The 19,379-nt window shown below is 33.6% G+C and carries 15 protein-coding genes and 1 pseudogene; 3 read left to right on the top strand and 13 right to left on the bottom strand.

Annotation, left to right across the window (positions count from 1 at the left end):
* Positions 1-98 precede the first annotated feature (98 nt).
* Complete coding sequence (gene efpL, locus BM088_RS10270) at positions 99-674, top strand: elongation factor P-like protein EfpL (RefSeq protein ID WP_091983393.1); 576 nt, start codon at positions 99-101, stop codon at positions 672-674.
* 95 nt (positions 675-769) lie between these two features.
* On the opposite strand, the gene BM088_RS10265 is transcribed toward efpL, so the two are convergent.
* The 4 genes from BM088_RS10265 to BM088_RS10250 are packed head-to-tail and all read right to left on the bottom strand — an operon-like array spanning position 770 to position 3,776.
* Positions 770-1,237, bottom strand: coding sequence for an outer membrane lipoprotein (locus tag BM088_RS10265; protein ID WP_091983392.1), 468 nt, complete (start codon positions 1,235-1,237; stop codon positions 770-772).
* A gap of 27 nt (positions 1,238-1,264) precedes the next feature.
* On the bottom strand, positions 1,265-1,867 hold the full coding sequence (gene lpoB, locus BM088_RS10260; RefSeq protein ID WP_091983390.1) for a penicillin-binding protein activator LpoB: 603 nt from the start codon (positions 1,865-1,867) through the stop codon (positions 1,265-1,267).
* Between the two features lie 33 nt (positions 1,868-1,900).
* A complete protein-coding gene (locus BM088_RS10255) occupies positions 1,901-2,338 on the bottom strand; it encodes a YcfL family putative periplasmic lipoprotein (RefSeq protein ID WP_091983389.1) in 438 nt (145 codons plus the stop codon).
* Between the two features lie 13 nt (positions 2,339-2,351).
* Positions 2,352-3,776, bottom strand: coding sequence for a COG3014 family protein (locus BM088_RS10250; RefSeq protein WP_091983387.1), 1,425 nt, complete (start codon positions 3,774-3,776; stop codon positions 2,352-2,354).
* Between the two features lie 374 nt (positions 3,777-4,150).
* Between BM088_RS10250 and BM088_RS10245 the strand changes: the two genes are divergently transcribed.
* The gene (locus BM088_RS10245) at positions 4,151-5,800 is read left to right on the top strand and encodes an alpha/beta fold hydrolase (protein ID WP_091983386.1); all 1,650 of its coding nucleotides are present in this window, start codon (positions 4,151-4,153) and stop codon (positions 5,798-5,800) included.
* A gap of 8 nt (positions 5,801-5,808) precedes the next feature.
* On the opposite strand, the gene BM088_RS10240 is transcribed toward BM088_RS10245, so the two are convergent.
* The 9 genes from BM088_RS10240 to BM088_RS10200 all read right to left on the bottom strand — a co-directional run bounded on the left by BM088_RS10240 (position 5,809) and on the right by BM088_RS10200 (position 18,918).
* On the bottom strand, positions 5,809-6,525 hold the full coding sequence (locus BM088_RS10240) for a substrate-binding periplasmic protein (RefSeq protein WP_091983384.1): 717 nt from the start codon (positions 6,523-6,525) through the stop codon (positions 5,809-5,811).
* A gap of 120 nt (positions 6,526-6,645) precedes the next feature.
* Complete coding sequence (locus tag BM088_RS10235) at positions 6,646-7,344, bottom strand: substrate-binding periplasmic protein (protein WP_177208011.1); 699 nt, start codon at positions 7,342-7,344, stop codon at positions 6,646-6,648.
* A 162-nt stretch (positions 7,345-7,506) separates the two neighbouring features.
* Positions 7,507-9,690 carry a DUF6359 domain-containing protein gene (locus tag BM088_RS10230; protein WP_091983381.1) on the bottom strand — a complete coding sequence of 728 codons (2,184 nt, stop codon included), beginning with the start codon at positions 9,688-9,690 and terminating at the stop codon, positions 7,507-7,509.
* A gap of 53 nt (positions 9,691-9,743) precedes the next feature.
* Entirely contained in the window at positions 9,744-11,762 is a 2,019-nt protein-coding gene (locus tag BM088_RS10225) for a bifunctional 2',3'-cyclic-nucleotide 2'-phosphodiesterase/3'-nucleotidase (RefSeq protein WP_091983380.1), read from the bottom strand.
* 139 nt (positions 11,763-11,901) lie between these two features.
* A complete protein-coding gene (locus BM088_RS10220) occupies positions 11,902-13,878 on the bottom strand; it encodes a class I adenylate cyclase (RefSeq protein ID WP_091983379.1) in 1,977 nt (658 codons plus the stop codon).
* A gap of 618 nt (positions 13,879-14,496) precedes the next feature.
* Positions 14,497-15,345, bottom strand: coding sequence for a class I SAM-dependent methyltransferase (locus BM088_RS10215; protein ID WP_091983378.1), 849 nt, complete (start codon positions 15,343-15,345; stop codon positions 14,497-14,499).
* A 175-nt stretch (positions 15,346-15,520) separates the two neighbouring features.
* Positions 15,521-16,819, bottom strand: a complete 1,299-nt coding sequence (creD, locus tag BM088_RS10210; protein WP_091983376.1) for a cell envelope integrity protein CreD — start codon at positions 16,817-16,819, stop codon at positions 15,521-15,523.
* Positions 16,820-16,903: 84 nt separating this feature from the next.
* Complete coding sequence (creC, locus tag BM088_RS10205; protein ID WP_091983375.1) at positions 16,904-18,355, bottom strand: two-component system sensor histidine kinase CreC; 1,452 nt, start codon at positions 18,353-18,355, stop codon at positions 16,904-16,906.
* Positions 18,352-18,918 (bottom strand): response regulator, encoded by a 567-nt coding sequence (locus BM088_RS10200; protein WP_091983373.1) that lies wholly within the window; start codon positions 18,916-18,918, stop codon positions 18,352-18,354. Before BM088_RS10200 ends, creC begins: the two co-directional genes overlap by 4 nt.
* A gap of 75 nt (positions 18,919-18,993) precedes the next feature.
* Between BM088_RS10200 and BM088_RS10195 the strand changes: the two are divergent.
* Positions 18,994-19,379: pseudogene (locus BM088_RS10195) on the top strand (transposase); the annotation flags it as partial.

Genomic DNA, 19,379 nt, shown 5'->3' with positions numbered 1-19,379 from the left:
ATTGCTTGCAATATAGGTTTTTTAATTTCTCAAATCAACTTGCATTAAACTAAGTTCATGTTATTTTTACCGCATTATTTTTTTCAGGACAAAATATCATGCCAAAGGCCAGTGAAGTAAAAAAAAATACCGCAATAGAATATAACAATAGTGTATATATTATTAGAGACATTGAGCGCTCTGTACCTCAAGGCCGTGCTGGTGGTAGTTTATATCGTATGCGTATGTATGATGTTGTTTCAGGCTTGAAAGTTGATGAAACATTCAAAGATAGCGATATGCTTACATTGGCTGATTTAATACGTCGCCAAGTGATGTTTTCATACCTTGATGGTGATGAACTTGTATTTATGGATAATGAAGATTACACACCATATAACCTGAATAAAGAAAATATCGCCGATGAGATATTATTTATTGATGAAAATACCCAAGGTGTTCAGGTTGTCTTAGTAGATGGCTCACCTGTCGGCATTGATTTACCATCAAGTGTAGAATTAGTTATCACTGAAACAGACCCATCAATTAAAGGTGGTTCTGCAACAGCACGCACTAAACCCGCCATGCTTTCCACCGGTTTAAGTGTTCAAGTACCAGAACATATTTCAACGGGTGATAAAATAAAAGTCAATACTGAAGAACGTAAATTTATGGGCCGTGCAGAGTCCAAATAATTTATAGCTTGTCTCGTTCTAAAATAAATTGACAGTTTCAATTGAAGACCAGTAACTTTTGCTCCTGGTCTTTTTTATGCATTTGGCGCTATAACTTAAAAAGCTTTATCAATTCTTACTGAGCCATTTTCAAGATAAATTAAGCGTATTTTATCATCTTGACTAAAGGTCATTCTGGAATCAAAGTCTTGCACTACCATGTACGCTTTGCCTTGCTCCGTTTCAATCATCATCTCAACCAAACGCAGACTGCGCTCATGATATTGAGGATGACGACTATCAGAAATAGACGCGCCAATTAAAGCGCCTAAAATGGTTGCAGCGACTTGGCCACTGCCATCACCAAATTGATTACCAATAGCACCGCCAATTAAAGCACCACCAAAAACTTTCCAACCTTGGTTTTTATCTCTGACCAGTTCTTGCTCAGTTATATTTCTAACAGACTGCACTTTACCGAATAAAACTTCCTGTACTGGCACAGCTTTATTTCTTTCATAACCAGCATTGACCTGCATGCTAAATATAAGAGTTATAAATAATAAGGAAATTAATTTTTTCATAATTTACCCCCTTTAAAAGTGACTCGCTTACCAACCTAAACTTGCTGTTTCGCGTGTTTTACGAATTTCTGTTTCATCAGCCCACTCAACTAAACCGCTTTGTAAGTCCATCAAACGTAAAGTAAATTTATAATATACATCGGCCTTATCTTTATTGCTTTTCACTATGCTTGAAAGGTTTCCATATAACATATATTGCGCCCCAACCTGTTTACCAAAAGCAATTGCTTTATTTGGATTAACCATACCGCCATTATGTTGAAAATTAAGTTGTTCACGAGCAGCTTCAACACGGCCCATATCAACAAAGCGGAACTTTCCTGAACGTAATAACTTAGTTGATACAGAATCGGTAATGGACTCAGTATCTATATGTTCACTGGTTTTATTTTTAATACGCTCAACAAATACAACCGGACGACTATTCGCAGTTAATGTTCCTACAACAGGTGATAACAATAATGAATCTGTCATTTGAGTTGCTACTTTTTGCAGATCGGTTGATCCAAAGTTTATATCTGTAGTTTCTACGGCAGTTGCATCACCATAGCTCACAACGGCTTTATTTGCACAACCACTTAAAGCTAAGACTGCAACACCAGCGACTGCACTTACTATAATTTTTTTCAAGGGATTTTCCTCTTTCTATCTAATACTATTAATTTAAAACTTTTGCGATTTTGTTGATACTTCGCGAACATATATTTTGAATTTTTCGGCCCTAACTGAAGGAGCTAATGCTGTTAAATTAATAACTCCAAAACCATGTAAGTCTAAAGACTGCCAAGGTGACTTACCCGCTTCTACAGCAAACCCTTGTAAATCAAACCATTCAAAATGGTACTGTAAACTTTGTGATTTTTTATATTGACTGCTTAATTCTAAATTTAATTGTAATAAATCATTATTTTTACGACTTATTACATTTGAAATTTTCAATTTTTTAACCAATTTGGGATTATCTAACTTTAGATGTTGACTAAAATCATCACCTAAAGTTAATTGGCTTGTTCCTATACCTGAAGTAACAGGTTTTGCACATCCAGCTAAAATAAAACAGCTAAAAGTTACTAAAAAAATGGGGTTTATCACCTTAAGCATCTCGTTCTTCCTTTTATAAGTTAATCGTTTTGTAACCAATATGGTTACTCATTGCTGTGATATTCACTAAAGTGATACGGTTTGGTTTTACATCAACTTCAATTTTTTTATGCTTGCCACCAATATTAAGCACTAAATGGTGTTCACCTTCTTTAACATAAGTTCTTAAAATATTGGTTGATTGAGGTAATGTTAACCAACTTCGAGTATCAGCTCGCTCGGATGCTAAGTTATATAAATTCGCTAAAATATTGCCAACATCTCCAGCTTCTTTACTCATTTTTTTGCGCACCTTTTCTTTAGCAATAAGCCTTAAAACTTGACGTGTTATTAAACCCGGTAACTGCGACTTTAATGTTTGAGCAGCTAACGCCTCTACTTTCACTATTTGAGAAAATTTTAATGCTTTTGAATCTAACTGAAAATTAGCAACATGAGATACTTGCTGTTTATTGTTATAAACAGGTAAAGCCAGACTATAAAAGCGCATATCATCTTTACTCGTATAAACAGGAAGACGTAATACCATTTCATCACGCGCTTCAACTAAATCTTGCTCATATACCACAACAATCTGACCGTCATTTTTTACATTTTTTGATGTGTATTTACCAAAACGCTTTTCGAATTTTTGTAAATCATCTGTCATGCCTAATTTTTTTGCTATTTTTAATACATCTTGCTGCAAGTAAGTATTTTCAGGATATATTTCTAAGGCTTTTTTATAATCTATATAAGCATCATTTAACTCACCTGATGCTTCATAAAGTACGCCTGATATATAAAAAGTATATGCATTTTGAAAACCGTTTTTGGCCTTTCCTACTATATTCTCCATTTCAGGATAGGTATCACTAATACTTTGCCAGTCAACTTCAACTTCATTTTCTAAACTATCAATTGCATCATTTATTGCATCAAAATTATTTTCTAAAGCAGCTCTTTGAACTAAGTTTGCCTTCCTGATTTCTACTAACGCAGCTTCAGTATTTTTTTGATAAAGATAATTTAAAGCTTGATAACTATGCATCATGCTTTGTTCATAATCTGGTACTACATAGGTAATTGCACTGTCATTACTTACAATTGCCCCCACATTTTGAAAACCTTTACTCACTTGTAACTTTGCTTTCAACTTTTGCTCATCGATATAATGACTCGCCTGAGAAAACAATTTAATACTTGTCGGATAATCTCCAGACAAATGAGACAGACGACCTTTTTCTAATAAAGCTAAAACATAGTTTGTATCTGACACAGAGCGCTCTGGGGTTGAAGCAATTGCTTGTTTAAATTGACCATTATTAGCTTGAAATTTCACTGGTTCCATTTGCTGAGCATAACCTGAGAACAAGTCTCTGAACTGCATCGTTGCGCAACCAGGCAAAGTTAAAATGATTAATAAATACAAAATTTTTGAATATAAAGGCTTTAACATGAAATATTAATTACTCTTAAACTATGAAATAAATGCTTAGCATAGCATCATGCTAATACGGTCATTTTATATAAAAACATAAACAATAACGTGAGTAATTGTTTTTAAAATGTAAGAAATCGTAAGAGTACTCTTTTTCATTCTTTATTACCCATGTTTTTAAAACTTGATTATAAGCATAAATAAAAATTGATTAACCTAAACTGAATGAAAAACAAACATGCTGGTTACCCATTAAAGAAACATCGTGAATATTGAATATAAATATTAAAAATATCAAACCCTCTTTTTAGTTCCTAGAATAAAAACTCTAAGCCAATTATCGCACAATCCGTTTAGAGTTCATTTAAATAAAAAATAAAAAGAGAACTATTATGATAAAAAAACAAAATAGGAAATATTTATACAAGTTTTTATTTGTATTCACCGTTATTTTTTCAACTAATCAAGTACATGCAAGCTCTTTAATAGACTTATTAAAGGCACTTGTTGGGCACCCAGTATTTAAACAGTCACATTTATATACAAGTAATGACGACATCATTATTACTGCTCAGGATGGTATTAACTTACACGCAAACATTTTCGTACCAACTTCGGGGTTAGATTATTATCCTACAATAATTTTCATTAATAGCTGGGGGCTAGATGAATATGAATACCTTACTGAAGCAGCTAAATTTGCAGAGCAAGGGTATATCGTATTAAGTTATTCGACTAGAGGGTTTGGCAATTCAGGAGGAAAAATTGCGACCGCAGGTGAACAAGATATAAATGATGTCTCTGCAGTGATTGATTATTTATTGGCAAACTATCCTGTGGACGAAAGTAATATTGGCCTTGCTGGTGTTTCATACGGGTCAGGTATAAGTTTATTAAGTGCTGCTCATGAGCCCAGAATTAATGCCGTAGCCGCTATGAGCACTTGGGGAAGCCTGACAGAGTCTCTTTATGGTCACCAGTCTCCAAGATTAATTTGGGGGGCATTATTAACTGGACTAGGATATTTAACAGGAGACCCCAGCGATGAAATTGCAAAAAATTATATTGGTTTACTTAAACAAGAGCGTATTGCTGAAATTACTCAATGGGCTAACCAACGCTCCCCATTAAATTACATAGATAAACTAAATCAAAATGCAGTGCCGATATATTTATCTAATAATTTTGGTGATAACTTATTCCAGCCAAATAGTGTCTTAAAATTATATAAAGCGCTAACAGGGCCTAAATTACTCGATTTAAACCAAGGAACACATGCCGTTGGTGAAGTACTCGGTATGGGTAAAGCACAACACCATGTTTGGAAAAATGTACATGCATGGTTTGATCATTGGTTGAAGGGTGAACAAAACGGTATTACAAATAAGAAACCAGTTGAAATGGAAATCAAATTTGGTGAGTACGAGCAATTTGATAACTGGCCATCAGCCGATATATCTCAAACTACTTTATATCTTCATGAAAAAGAACTTGATGGTGACGGGGATATGAAAACAACACCTTATTCACCTTGGTGGCCTAAAACGGATACAATTTATTCAGGTTTAGATACTTTAGCAAGTACAGGAATTCCATTGATTTCATATATGACAGAGGATTACTTAGACCTGCCGATTATCTCAAGCATGCCTTTGATCAGTACTGTTAATGCTATTAGATGGGAATCAGACTGGTTAGAGGAAAAAATGTACCTTAGAGGCATATCTAAAATTCATTTAAATGTTACACCTAGTAAAAGTGATGCCTTATTAGTTGCATATTTATATGATGTAAACTGGGCTGGTATTGGTACTTTAATCACACATGCACCCTATACAATTTTAAACGCGACCCCCAATGAAACAATTGAGATAGACATCGATTTAGTTGCAACAGCTTATGATGTACCTCAAGGGCATTATTTAGCTTTAGTTATAGATACGGCTGATATTTTATATAGCTCACCAACAACCGATTTATATAAAATAAAAGTAAACTACGAAAATAAAATAAACAATACCTTAACTTTATCTAATAAATAAGAAACTCTTTATGACTGATTTTTTATGTTTAAAAAAGCTTTTTGTATTTTTTTTATCATAGATTTATCAGTCGTTAGACTAAAAGCCATACAAGGTGATTTTTTATTGTAACCTGTTAACTCTATTACTTTTTCGACCTTGCTATATGGCATATTAACTTCTTTTAAACGTTCTAACATTGAATGCTTCGTTTGCACTATAAAATCAACTCTTTTTGCTAAAAACTTTCTAATATTTGCCTTTCCATCCGCCGTTAGGTCTAAATTCTTACCTTCTATAAAGCCATATTTAGTCAAATACTCATGAGAGCTATCAGCACGGTTAATACCAATGCGATATTTTTTAGCCTGATTAAGCTTAGTGATATTGAGATCGTTTCGGCTTGTTAAACGAAACAGATAAGATTTAACAGGTGAAGATAGAGGGCAGATCCATTGAAATTTATTAAGACGATCAGATGTTTGATATATAGAATAAATCATGACATTACCAGGCCCTTGTGCCAATTGCATCGATCTAGCCCATGGATAGCTATGAATTGAATATTCTATATTCGCCTGTTTAAGTATTTTTTTAACGAGAGTCGTTGTAGTACCTACAACCTGATTATCTTCGTTTGTAAAATTGAATGGAGGCCATTCCTCTGTAACAACTTGTAATTTAACATCTGCACTTAAACTATTACTTATAAATAAAAAACATATCAAAAATAGCTGTTTAATCATATTTAGTAGCCTTAATATTTATTACCCTCATAGTGACTAAATATCAATCAAAAAACAACTAAAAAGGATTAGATCTATCTGAATAATAATGGTTATATATTCCTCCTCACTTATACCTGTTTACGACTTACTCTGAATTTTTCGTAAAGCAATTTCTATTTTTTCTATCAAGTTTTTATCCGTAGCTAAGCTAAATGCCATGCAAACCGAATTTCCACTAAAGCCTTTTAGTTCTAGAGCCTTAACTACAATATCAGTAGACATGTTTAAATTTTTTAGTCTTTGCTTCACTGAAAATTCCGTTTCTACAATAAAATCCAATCTTTTAGCTAAGAACTTTCGGGTATTTATCTTACCATCAGCAATTAAATCTAAGTTATCACCTGCTGCAAATCCTTTTTTAACTAAAAACTCATGTGTACTGCTATTTCGGTGGACACCAATTCGATAATTTTTTGCCTGCGAAAGTGAGGAAATATCTAAATCTTTACGACTTTCTAAACGATACAAAAAGGTTTTAACTGGAGGGGATAAGGGACAAATCCATTGAAATTTATTAAATCGTTCGGGTGTTTGGTAAATGGAATATATCATTACATTTCCAGAACCTTGCGCTATCAACATTGAACGAGCCCAAGGATAACTCCGAATACTATATGAAATATTGACTTGTTTTAGCACCTTTTTAACTAGGTCTGTTGTACTTCCAACAATTTGATTATTTTCATTTGTATAATTAAATGGAGGCCATTCTCCAATCACAATGCTTAAATGAGTATTAGCAAATATCGTTATACTTAATGTCAAAAAGTTAAACATTATTAAACTTTTTATCATGTTAGCCATCATTATACCCTCTAAATTAATGATGGCTAAATATCATACAAAATTCAATGTAAATGCTGCCAAATATAATATTTATCTCAATGCAGCTTAAAAGTAGTTACCACATCTAAATTTGGCAACTTACACTAAGCTTATTTAATTTATAAAAGAAATATCACTAACATATTTAACGCCTAATTCATTCATATAATCATTTCGAATACCCGTTACACGAATTTTTTTACCTATATTTTGTGGGTTGATTTGTGGACTAAAAGTGTCTCGGTGATTTGATTCTAATTTAATATAAAGTGTTTCAAATTGATTATCAGCATCAATCAAAGCTAAAGCATATTGACCATTAATTGCGCTTTTAATTTCCCCAATAACTGTCACTAAAGTGCCATTTTGCAAAGCCAGTGCTTGAGAAACCGTTAGCCCTTCTGGTGTGGTTGGAGTGTTATTAGATACAAGCTCTATATTTGAGACTTGTCTTACGCCATCTCCCCCCATATAACTATCACGAACACCTTTTATTAATAATTGTGCATCTAATAGTTCAGGATTCAATTGTGGACTAAACTGACTTCGTTGGTTGCTTTCTAATTTAATATTTATTGTGAGATCTGAATTATTATCAACTAGCACTAAAGCATATATATCATTTAATGCTGATTTTACTTTTCCTGTTAATGTGATTAGCTCTCCTTTTGCACTTGCTAGTGCTTGCTTTACTGATAATGCAGTAGGTGCGAGTGCTATTTTGCTGACATTGCGTATACCTGCTTCATTCATATAGCTATTACGAATACCTGTAACAATGATATGTTGATTTAAAATTTCAGGATTAAGCTGCGGATTAAAGTCTGAACGTTGTGTACTTTCAAGTTTTACAAAAATATGACTTGATATATCATTTATATCACTTAGTTCTAACGCATAAATGCCATTTACCGCGGCAGTCACTTTACCTACCACAGTGACATTACTCCCTTGCGGCATTTTTAATGCTTCTGAAACAGATATATTTGTTGTTGGATCAGGCGTTGGATCCGGTTCACCTTGAATATCGCCAAAAGCAGCATTAAAAGCATTATTTTTATAGCTATCTGTATCCCAAGCATTAAAACCGCTTGCAGGTGTTCCCCAAGGATTTCCATTGTTAGGGTCGGTAAACTCTTGTGTGGCCATCGCATCAGGGGTAACCATTCCTGATATATGACCATCTTCATTATTAAAAGAAGTATAGTTTTCTGTTTTTGCTAACCAATTAATAATATTTACACTCAGTTGTGCCGCATTTCCTGAGTCAGTCCAACCAGGGTACGTTTTTTTTGAATTACCATTATCTTGGCGTTTATATTTAGGCGTAGTATCTTCAATAGGCGATGAGTCACCAATAAATGCAGCCTTTCCTTTACCTGATTTAGCGATTGCGACATAAGGGCCTTCAGCTTCGCCACCAAAATAAAGCCCGGAATCTTTCGCATGTCTCCACTTTGTTGGCTTGTCATTTTCTGAAAAATAAACAAGACCTTTTGCTTTTTGTTCATCAACAATCGCTAAAGTGGCACCACCCGCCATCAAAACAGGCTGCGCACCTTGCGTAATTCCTTCTGTTTCACTTGGAGATTTAATACCACTTATACCTGCTTTATAGTCAATGGCATTAAAACGAAAACGAATACCAAAATTTTCAACTAACCATCCAGAATATGCATCTTTAGGATTTCGCCAATCTCCATATTGTCCACCTAAATTATATTTTTCTAGGTCTGAGCGGTTATAACCATTAAACACTTCGGTGGCATCCCAAGTATTTAAATTGCGATCAGCATCATAATGATCTGCTATAAAAAACAACCCTTTACCTGCATTTACATATTGAATTAATGCTGTTTGTTCAGATAATGTGAAAGGACGATTCGTTTCAGCTAATACAAATACATCTGAATTTTTAATGGCATCATAAGTGATAACCGCTTCATTTTGAGGCGTATTATTAACTCTATCATCATGAAAACGTATTACGCCATCTTGATTATAATCAATACCTCTATACTCTTTTACCGTATATCCTTGGATAACAAGTGCATCTGCAAAATCAGAAAATGCACCGTCAATGACCCAATCAGCATTGCCCTCTACACCACCATGAGACACGTCAAACAAAACGGTTTTTCCATTATTATTTGTACTGCTAGGCGTTTTAACTGGCGCTATATTATTCCAAGCATAAGGGGTAGCTGCATTTGCAAAGTTTAGAGAGAATACAGACGCTAAGCTTAAAGCTTGAGCCGTTTTAAGCAAAGCTTTGTTAAATATCTTGATATTTTTCATTTTTTCATTCCATAGAAAAAAACCTGCTAAAGAACGCAGGTTTTAAAGGGGGGCTATTTTTTTATATTTAAATCTAATGAGTACAGTGCAAAACCTGCATCATTAATTTCACCAGTAGGTAAAATATGGTCGAATTTTTTGCTAAACTCATTTGCTTGTTCACTATTTGAACTGTGAAATTGAATGTTCACATTTTCAACTGGGGAAAACTGCCAGTTCATGTCAGCGGATGGATCAAGTCCAGACTCAGTATTTAACTCTGTTTGTGCTGTTAAATAATCAGCCACCACTTGACGATTTTCATTAGGTGAATCTATCACGACTTTACTAGTATCTATATTTGGGAAGTGCCCACCACCTGAAGCGCGATAGTTATTAGTTGCGACTAAAAACACTTGCTGATCTGTTACTAATTCACCCGAAAAGCGTAAATTTTTAATCCGGTTACCATCACTTATTTTTGTACCTTTAGTATCATATCGTGCGGGCTGTGTTACATCAATTTGATAGGTGACACCGTCTAAAACATCAAAGTTATATGATGGGAAATCTGAATTAATGAGCGCTTGTACTTGATTTGAGTTAGCCGTTATTTGATTAAATTGCCCAGCTGACATTTCTAACCACTCTTTAACTTGTTCACCATTTAATTTGAGTACTTTAAGAATATTTGGATAAATATACAGATCTGCAACATTGCGATATGCAATATCTCCCGCTTCTATTGCGGTATAATCGTCTGCCCCCCCTCGACCAGATCTAAAAGGCGCTCCCGCAGATAAAATTGGTAGCCCTTCAAGTTCAGTTCCTTCTACTATTTTTGCTGTATACCAACTTTGGGCATCTGTCACAATTTGTATTGAAGGGTCATCATTCACCAAAGCAAAATAACTATTGATAGGTCCTGATACTTTCGCAAATGCTTTATTAACCCAAGTTCGTGTTTCATCATGCTCAGTACTTACCGCATCTACAATATCTGTATCACTTGTAACTAAAGGAATAACTTTTTTATTATCATCTATTTCATAAATTGATTGTAATTGAGATTGTGATGAAATAACTTGCCAACCATCTATCGTATATTCTAAGTTTAAATCTATAATGCCTAAATTATTTCCCCAAAAACCTGGCATAACAGCAGCTACACCATTTAATGTTCCTTTCTCATTATCGATTGCAGCTTCAACCAAACCATCATATTTTTCACCAGGAAAATTAGCATGGGCATGACCAAACATGATGGCATCTATATCATCTACTTCTGACAAATAATAACTGGCATTCTCCGCTAATGGTTTTTGTTCACTAACATCAAGTCCTGAGTGAGGTATTGCAATAACAATATCAGCCCCCTGTGCTTTCATTAATGGCACATAATGTTTCGCCATTTTTACAATATCTTTTGCAATCACTTTACCCGCTAGATTTGCTTTATCCCACTGCATTATTTGTGGTGGCACAAAACCAATAAAACCAATTTTTATTTGATGTGTATTACCTGATTTATCAGTAAAAGCTTTTTCCTTGATTAAAAAGGGGGGGAATAAAGTTTCATCGTTGCCTTCATCAGCATCACCATCATCAACAAATACATTAGCTGATATATAAGGAAAATTAGCATCATTAATGGCTTCTTGTAAAAAGTCTAAACCAAAATTAAATTCATGATTACCAATATTTGCTACATCATAATTGAGTGTATTCATTGCTTTATACATTGGATGAATATCACCAGGTTTCAATGTTTTTATTTTTGCAATATAGTCACCTAGCGGATTACCTTGCAATAAATCGCCATTATCAACCAAGATATGATTACTCACTTGCTCTCGTGCTTGATTGATTAATAAAGCCGTTTTAGCCAAACCTACTTTATCATCAGATTTATCGGAAAAATAATTGTAACTCAGCACATTTGCATGTAAATCGGTAGTTTCTAACAGACGAAGCTCTAATTGAGTACCTATTTCAGGCGCAAGACTGGGGTCATCTTTATCTGAATCTGAACATCCAACTATCAATAGTGATGTTGCACATAAAACTGCTACGCTTCGTAATTTTAACTTCATAATCCTTTACTCATTTATTGTATTCAGGCAATACAATAAAGTCTAAATAAGACAAAACGAGTTAAAAAACATGTCTATTTCATGCGAAATTTATGACAGACAGATTACTTTATGGACTTATAACATTGGCATTAATTACCTAAACCTTCTTTTTTATTTCTAATCCTACTTTATCAAAGTCAAAATCAACTAATTGTTCAACAAACTTATAAAGCACTTTACGTTTATTTCTACTGGGCGTAAAAAGACGACAAAAAGGAAGTGTCGCTTGCGAAATAAACTCATGCTTTATATCAGTAAAAGATTTGATGCCAGCAAAGCTAAATAACTCTCCCCAACTCGTTAAATATATTACTCGCACAGTTTCAACATCAGCGACACTTTTATGACTCGAAAAATTAATAACAAGTAAACAGTGCGTGATTTGACATGGCTCAAGTAATTTTTCTCTTGATAATTCTGAAACTCGAATAGGATGAAAGTCCATTAATGCATCATTTATAAGCTCACTAATATCATCAACATTAATAGTCAAATGACTCTGTAATAAGTAAAATCTAGGATGTTTATCTATAATTCGATTGAAAATACACCACAGTACTAAATCAACTGGGTCGCTACTATCCTTTAAAAAACAAGGGTTCTCATGCATAGTATCGGGGTAATTAAGACGCCCTCTAAAAGCCGACCAACGCTGCTTGGTATCAAAGCTTAAATCTAGCTCCATCGTTATCGTTATATCTGATTGAATTAATCCCGTTTCAAATGCCCGTTTTAAATATTGTATTTTCCCAGGTTTAACACTGTAAAATGACACTATTTTTCTACCTATTACGGTCATATCCTCATTATTTACAAGCTGTTCGTGGCCTTGAATCTGTGTAGATAAACGTCGATAACAGCCAATTAAAAATGAATGTATTTGTTGTCCCAGTACACTCACTTTCTGGAACTCCCAATTTTTTACGCTATCATAATTTTCTATTGTGTCTTGTTGCCAGTTCCATGACTGTAAATATTGAAAGATCATATTTTGTTTGAAAGTAGTTAAATTATCCGTAAATTGATTTGATAAAGCACAATCACTTTTTATATATAAACAGATTTTAAATAGCTCATTAAACTTTGGGTTATTTTTCTCATAATAACTGATGATGCTGTCAAACATTAAGGCATAAGGATCTGTATATCGGCTATTTTTTTTAGAATTAACGCCCTTATGCACTCTCCCTTTCAATATATTACACAAAGGGATCCGCTTTTGAGCATTATCAAGAAAAACTTCTAGCTTTGCCATTTTTAAAACTGACTTAAAAGGAGAGTCCATCGCTTTAGTCAGTTGCCAAATAGCCGCACCAAACATTTCATTTTCTTCTAACTTCTCAACATTACCTAAGTCAATAAAATGATTTGGATTCAGTTCATTTCCTTTTTTTAAAGCCAGATATTCTTGTTGATAATATTCTTTCGAGCAGTTACATGGTGTGATCCACCAAAAAGGAACTTTCCCTGAAATCATAACATTCGTACTATAATATTCATTTTTTAAAAATGTAGGCTGAGCCGAACCCGCACTTTCCCCATCAGCGGCACCAAAGTCATTATTACGCACACGTTCAATATCAGACAAAAAAAAGTGTACCTCAAGTTTATGAGTGCTCCAGACCCACAGCTCTATTAAGGTCAACTTTTTTTGTAACAGCTCCCATCTAACATCTTTTACAGTTTCTCCATCAACACATACCCAATAATCTAAGTCAGATTTTTCAGATTGTGCCGCCGTACCTATGCTCCCCATTAAAGACAAAGCTTCTATACAACGTTTTTTCGGCCAAATCTCCCTAGGATCATCTATCAGTTTTTTTTGATTGGGAAATATTTTCAGCAGGGCATGTTGAATTTCTTTTGTATAAGGGTAAAGGACTAAGCCATAAATTATTTCTGGGTCATCTATATAACCAGGAAAGTCTGGATGATTGATCTGAAGTAAAAATGGCACAGCGTAAAAAAGAGGACGTTTCTTGTCATTGAAAAGTGTTAATGCTTTGTCTATTCGATCTCGGTTATAACGTAATACTCTTGCTAACCTTATCATCCTATCTTGTTTATTACTCATAGCCAGCTAAGCAAGACCTCTTTTGGAATTATAGGAGTTAATTACGATTTTTCGTTCATTTTTAATAATTGCGCAATTAACAATTATTAAACTATAGCCTAATAAAAACACATAAAAAATGAAAATCTAAAACCTCTTTGTTTAGCATTAAACTCAACAATAAGACTTATAAGACCTCAGGCTTAGGGAAATTTAAAAATTAAAAATAATTACGAAAATAAGCAGGAAAATTTAGATAGATGAAAACATATTTTTTATTGTTAAATAAGTAAATCGTTATAATTTATCTGAGGTAATCTAATACACTCAAATGATATACATGTTTATTAAACCATCATTTTGAGTTGATTTAAAATAATTGAACATCATGTTAACTGTTTTGATAGTACTAAGACATATCGATAAGAATCTGTCACAAAGACAACTCTTAAGCTTCCATTTAAAAAATTAACTTTAAAATTGTTCAATGTATAGGTATTGTCGAAATATAAACTAAATATGAAGGCGTTTAAATTAAAATCTTATTCTAAGGGAGGTATATCACCAAGGTTATTTATCTATTGGTCTTATCAAAAATAAGGACTGTAATTTAAGAACAGTCCTTTTTTACACTAATGATTAAAGTTTAGCGCCTGGTTTTACAAATTTTAATGTCATACGATCACTTTCACCAATTGCCACATATTTAGCTTTATCTTGTTCTTTTAAAGCAAGTACAGGTGGTAAAGTCCATACTCCTTTCGGATGCATTGCAGTATCTTTTGCATTGGCATTAATTTCACTGCTCGCGGCTAATTTAAACCCAGCTTCTTTGGCAAGTTTCAGTACCATAGTTGTTGGCACATACCCACTTTTTTTATTCTTTTTCCAATCTTGTGATTCTGGCATGCGATGCTCAACAACCCCCATAGCACCACCTGGTTTTAGTGCAACAAAAGCATCTTTAAAAAGCTGTTCAACTCCTTCTTCACCCCAGTTATGTAAATTTCTAAAAGTAAGCACTAAATCCGCACTGCCTTTTGGCGCCAAAACACTTTGTTTTTTTTGTGTAAAATCTGTAAGCATCATCTCACTAAAAATAGCATTACTCGCTAATTTCTTTTCTAATCTTTTACGAGACTTACTATAGTAATTATCTTCACCTGTATCTGGATATTGTGCACCATAAAATTTACCCTGACCTTTTAATGCAGGCGCTAAAATTTCACTATACCAAGCACCACCTGGAGATACCTCAACAACTGTCATGGATGATTTAAAACCAAAAAACTCTAACGTTTCTTTAGGATTACGGTACATATCACGTTTTTTATTTTTATCTGAGCGATGTTCACCTGCAATCGCTTTATCTAGCGCACTTAGTGTATGAGACGTTTTATGATGTGACTCATGAGCACTAACCATGCCTGTACATAAAAGACTAGCTGCGATAAGTGAACCTTTAAAGAGTGATTTTAAATGTGTCATTATTATTATTCCATTAGGGTTAAATTTAATCAGGCTTAGTTATAACAGAATTTATTCACCTTTAAAGCTAAATTGAGATGTAATACCTGTATTTTTATATGAATTATTCGTAACAAAATATGAACTTTGCTGCATATAGTTATATTATAATCGTCATATGCAGCATAAACATTAACTAGTTTTCTTGAGGCACAATAGAATCATACCAATTAACTTTTCGCGTAAGCACCATCAATAAACTTAAAATAATAAAGATTAAAATACTGCCCATAAGCAAGGCAAAATTTTCAGCACTCAGTAAAGCAAATAACAAAATATATAAAACAACAACAGCAATACTAAAATATCCCCCTTCCTTTTTACTTTTAAAAATACCACCAACATACACACCTAACACACTTGAACATGATAAGGCTGAAATAGCATAAGCAAAATTAAAACCTATATGTTCGCTCAGAGATAATAATAATAAATAAAAGACGGCTAAAGCTAAACCAACAAATCCATATTGCACAGGATGAATAGGTATTGCTTTAAAAATCTCTAATAATAAAAAGCTAGAAAAAGTCAGTACTATGAATAATAAAGCATAATTAATAGCGCGATAACTCTTCAAATATTGATCTACTGAATCAATCATATTGACACCAAAAGAGCGCTGATAAAGTGCTCCACATTGATCACGCTCCATGCAACTGGCTACAATATCTTGCATATTGGTTGCAAAATAATTTGTTTGCCAATGAGCACTAAACCCTTCATCTGTGATATTTGAGTTTATTGGTAAATATTCACCATAAAAACTAGGATGTTGCCAATTTGCTTGCAGATTTAATTGTGTTGTTTTTCCAAGTGGCGAAAAAGCAATATTTTTCATACCTTGAATCGATAGGTTGATATTAAAATTCAATTTATTCTTATTTAAAATTGCCTCAACGGGTAATTTGACATGTATTCCGTCAGATATAAAAGGTAAATCTGTTCCGGGCTCAAGGCTATAATTTTTACCGTTTATACTAATATGTGATGTATTTTGGATCCCTCTAATATCTGATATGGCAAAAGCCAAACTAATAGATTCAATCGTTTCAAATTCTACATTCTCAACCTGACTTAATAAAAACTCACCTAAAAATTCATTTTTTGACTGATATAATAGTGCTTTATAAATTCCACGATATTTTTCATAAGTATCTAAACTAGAAGAAATCTTGAGTTGCTCAGGCAAAAAAACCTTATTGAAAATTACAAATTTAATGTCATCTTTGGTCGCAACTGCCTTTTTAAAATTAATTTTCAACAGGGGCCCTATTATTTTTTGCTCTGCACTACTACTGCGAGCAATCTCCTGCTGTACTTGTTGTTGTAACGCTATTCTGTCATCAACAATACCCTCTATTAAAATAAGCGGGATCATTAAAAAAACGATTAAACCCAATACAATTAATGCTTTCATTCCCAATTTTTGCTGCATAACATTCTCCGACTAATTTTGAATCAGTATGAAAAAAGATTATGGGTTTTATGTGCATTTAATATGTTAAATATATGGAGTTTATTATTTTAACTGAGTCGATATAGATAAACTTACTTTCACACCTTCCTCTGTATTTTCAACAATTAATAAACCTTGATGTAATTTAGCAACTTGCTCTACAAAATTTAAACCTAACCCTGTACTTTTTTTGCCATTATTTGGCCGTGGCAGTGAATAAAATCGCTCGCATACGCGGTTAAGAGCATATTCAGGTATAGGCTTTCCTTGATTAATAATCACAAAAGCAACTTGCCCTTGAGTATTTTGTAAACTGATACTGATAGACCCATTTATTGGTGTAAAGTCTAATGCGTTTTCTAAAATATTGAGTAATGCTTGGTGTAATAAAAAAACATCTGCTTTGATGCTCATGTCATTGCATTTTGGTTTTATTACTTGAATACATTTTTGATCAGATCTCAGTGAAATAGCATCAACAATATCACTCAATAACTGTTCAATTAAAATAATATTAATATCTGATAATTGCTGCTGCTGTTCGACTTTGCTTAAACTCAATAAACGTTCGATTAAGTTTTGCATTCGCTCTGAGCTATGTTCAACATTCATCGCAAAACGTACTTTTTGATTTTCAGTAAGTTGCGTTTGTAAAATTTCACTTGCTCCTTTTATCGCAGCTAAAGGACTTTTAAGCTCATGTGTTAAGGTTTTAACATATTGTTCAACATAATTTTTACCATCTAGTTGTTTACGCATTTTTTCTAATGCATTGCTTAATTGATTAAACTCATAAAACACACGAAATTTAGGTTTCGCCACTTTCTCGCCAAGACCAATTTTATCAGCAAAATTACCAAGCTTATTTAATGCACTGTTTATACGCCAAGCGATCAATGCCCCAACAAATAAGACCAATACAGACATAACCACAAGCCATTGGATCACACGTTTTTTAGCAATTTCAATATAAGGTTGTAAACTTCGGTTTGGCTTAGCAACAGTTACAACGCCTATTATTTTATTTCCATTATAAATAGGTGCAGCAACATGCATTATTGTGGATAAGGGGTCATTAATATCAAGTGCAGTTGAACGAGCACCATACTGTCCTTTCAGAGTAAGATATACATCATTCCATTTAGAGAAATCTTTACCTAGATCTGTATTCTCAGAATCTAAAATGACAATCCCCTTATGATCAGTAATATAAATACGGTGATTGACATGTTTTTTATCATAACCCCAAATTTTTGCTTGTGGTCTTCTCTGCCCGTAATGCTTAAGTAATTGTGCCGAACGACTGTGAGATAAGGTTTTATTTTTTACATCTTCAGCCACTAATACCGCTAATAAATTAGCCATATCAACTAAGGTTTCTTCTGTTGTTTGTCTAACTGTAGGCTTTATTTCTCGCATTATCGTACTGCTAACAACATAAGTAGTCAGTATTACTAGTACAAAATAAAGTAAAAAGAGCCTAACCCCTAAAGGGATTTTAGGCCAATAGTTCATGAGGGTGTTTGCTCATAAAAGTAACCAAAACCTCTTTTAGTTTTGATCACATCTAAAGAGTGATCTTTACGCTTTATTTTTTGTCTTAGGGTTTTGATATGACTATCAATATTACGTTCGTAACCGACATCATTAGCCACACCACAAGTATTAAGCAATTGTTCACGAGAAAATACCTGCTTAGGCTGATTAAATAACTTAGCTAAAACTTTGTATTCTATTGCCGTTAGACCCAAAGAATGCCCATGACATTTAAAGTCAAAATCGGCTGTTGATTCAATTAGAACTTGCTGTACCTGAGGCTCAATATTGACAGGTTGCAGATGACGTTTTAAACGTATTTTCACCCTTGCTAACATTTCTCTTGGGCTAAATGGTTTTGTAACATAATCATCAGCACCAATTTCAAGCCCAACAACTCTATCTATTTCATCACTTCGTGCAGTTAAAAATATAATAGGTAAATCAGAGAATAAACGTATCTGTTTACAAAGTTCAAAACCATTTATATCTGGTAAACCAACATCAAGGATCACTAAATCAATATTATCTTGCTTTAAAATATTTAACCCTGTAACGTGGTTTAATGGATTCGACTACTCCAGTTAAGAGATAATAAACTTAATAGGAGATCCAAAATGACGAAACGTAAAAAATATTCAAAAGAATTTAAACTTGATGCTATCGCCTTAGTTGTTGAACAAAATTATTCGCAGGCAGAAGCCGCTAGAAATCTGGGCGTTAATCCCAATATGCTTGGTCGTTGGATAAAAGAATCTGAAAATGAGGATGGTCATGCTTTTCGTGGTAATGGGAAATTAACACCTGAGCAAGAAGAGATCCGTAACTTAAAAGCTCAAGTGAAACGTCTCGAAATGGAGCGCGAGATATTAAAAAAAGCGACGGTCTTCTTTGCCAAAGAAACGAAGTAAAGTATTCGTTTATTGCCCAACATAAGAAGATCTGGCCTGTGGTTTTAATGTGCCATGTACTGGGTGTGAAAAGTAACAATTATTATAGTTAT

Origin of the sequence: Pseudoalteromonas denitrificans DSM 6059, assembly GCF_900112265.1 — a bacterium.
Classification (GTDB): Bacteria; Pseudomonadota; Gammaproteobacteria; order Enterobacterales; family Alteromonadaceae; genus Pseudoalteromonas; species Pseudoalteromonas denitrificans.
This window is presented reverse-complemented; position numbering and strand designations above follow the sequence as displayed.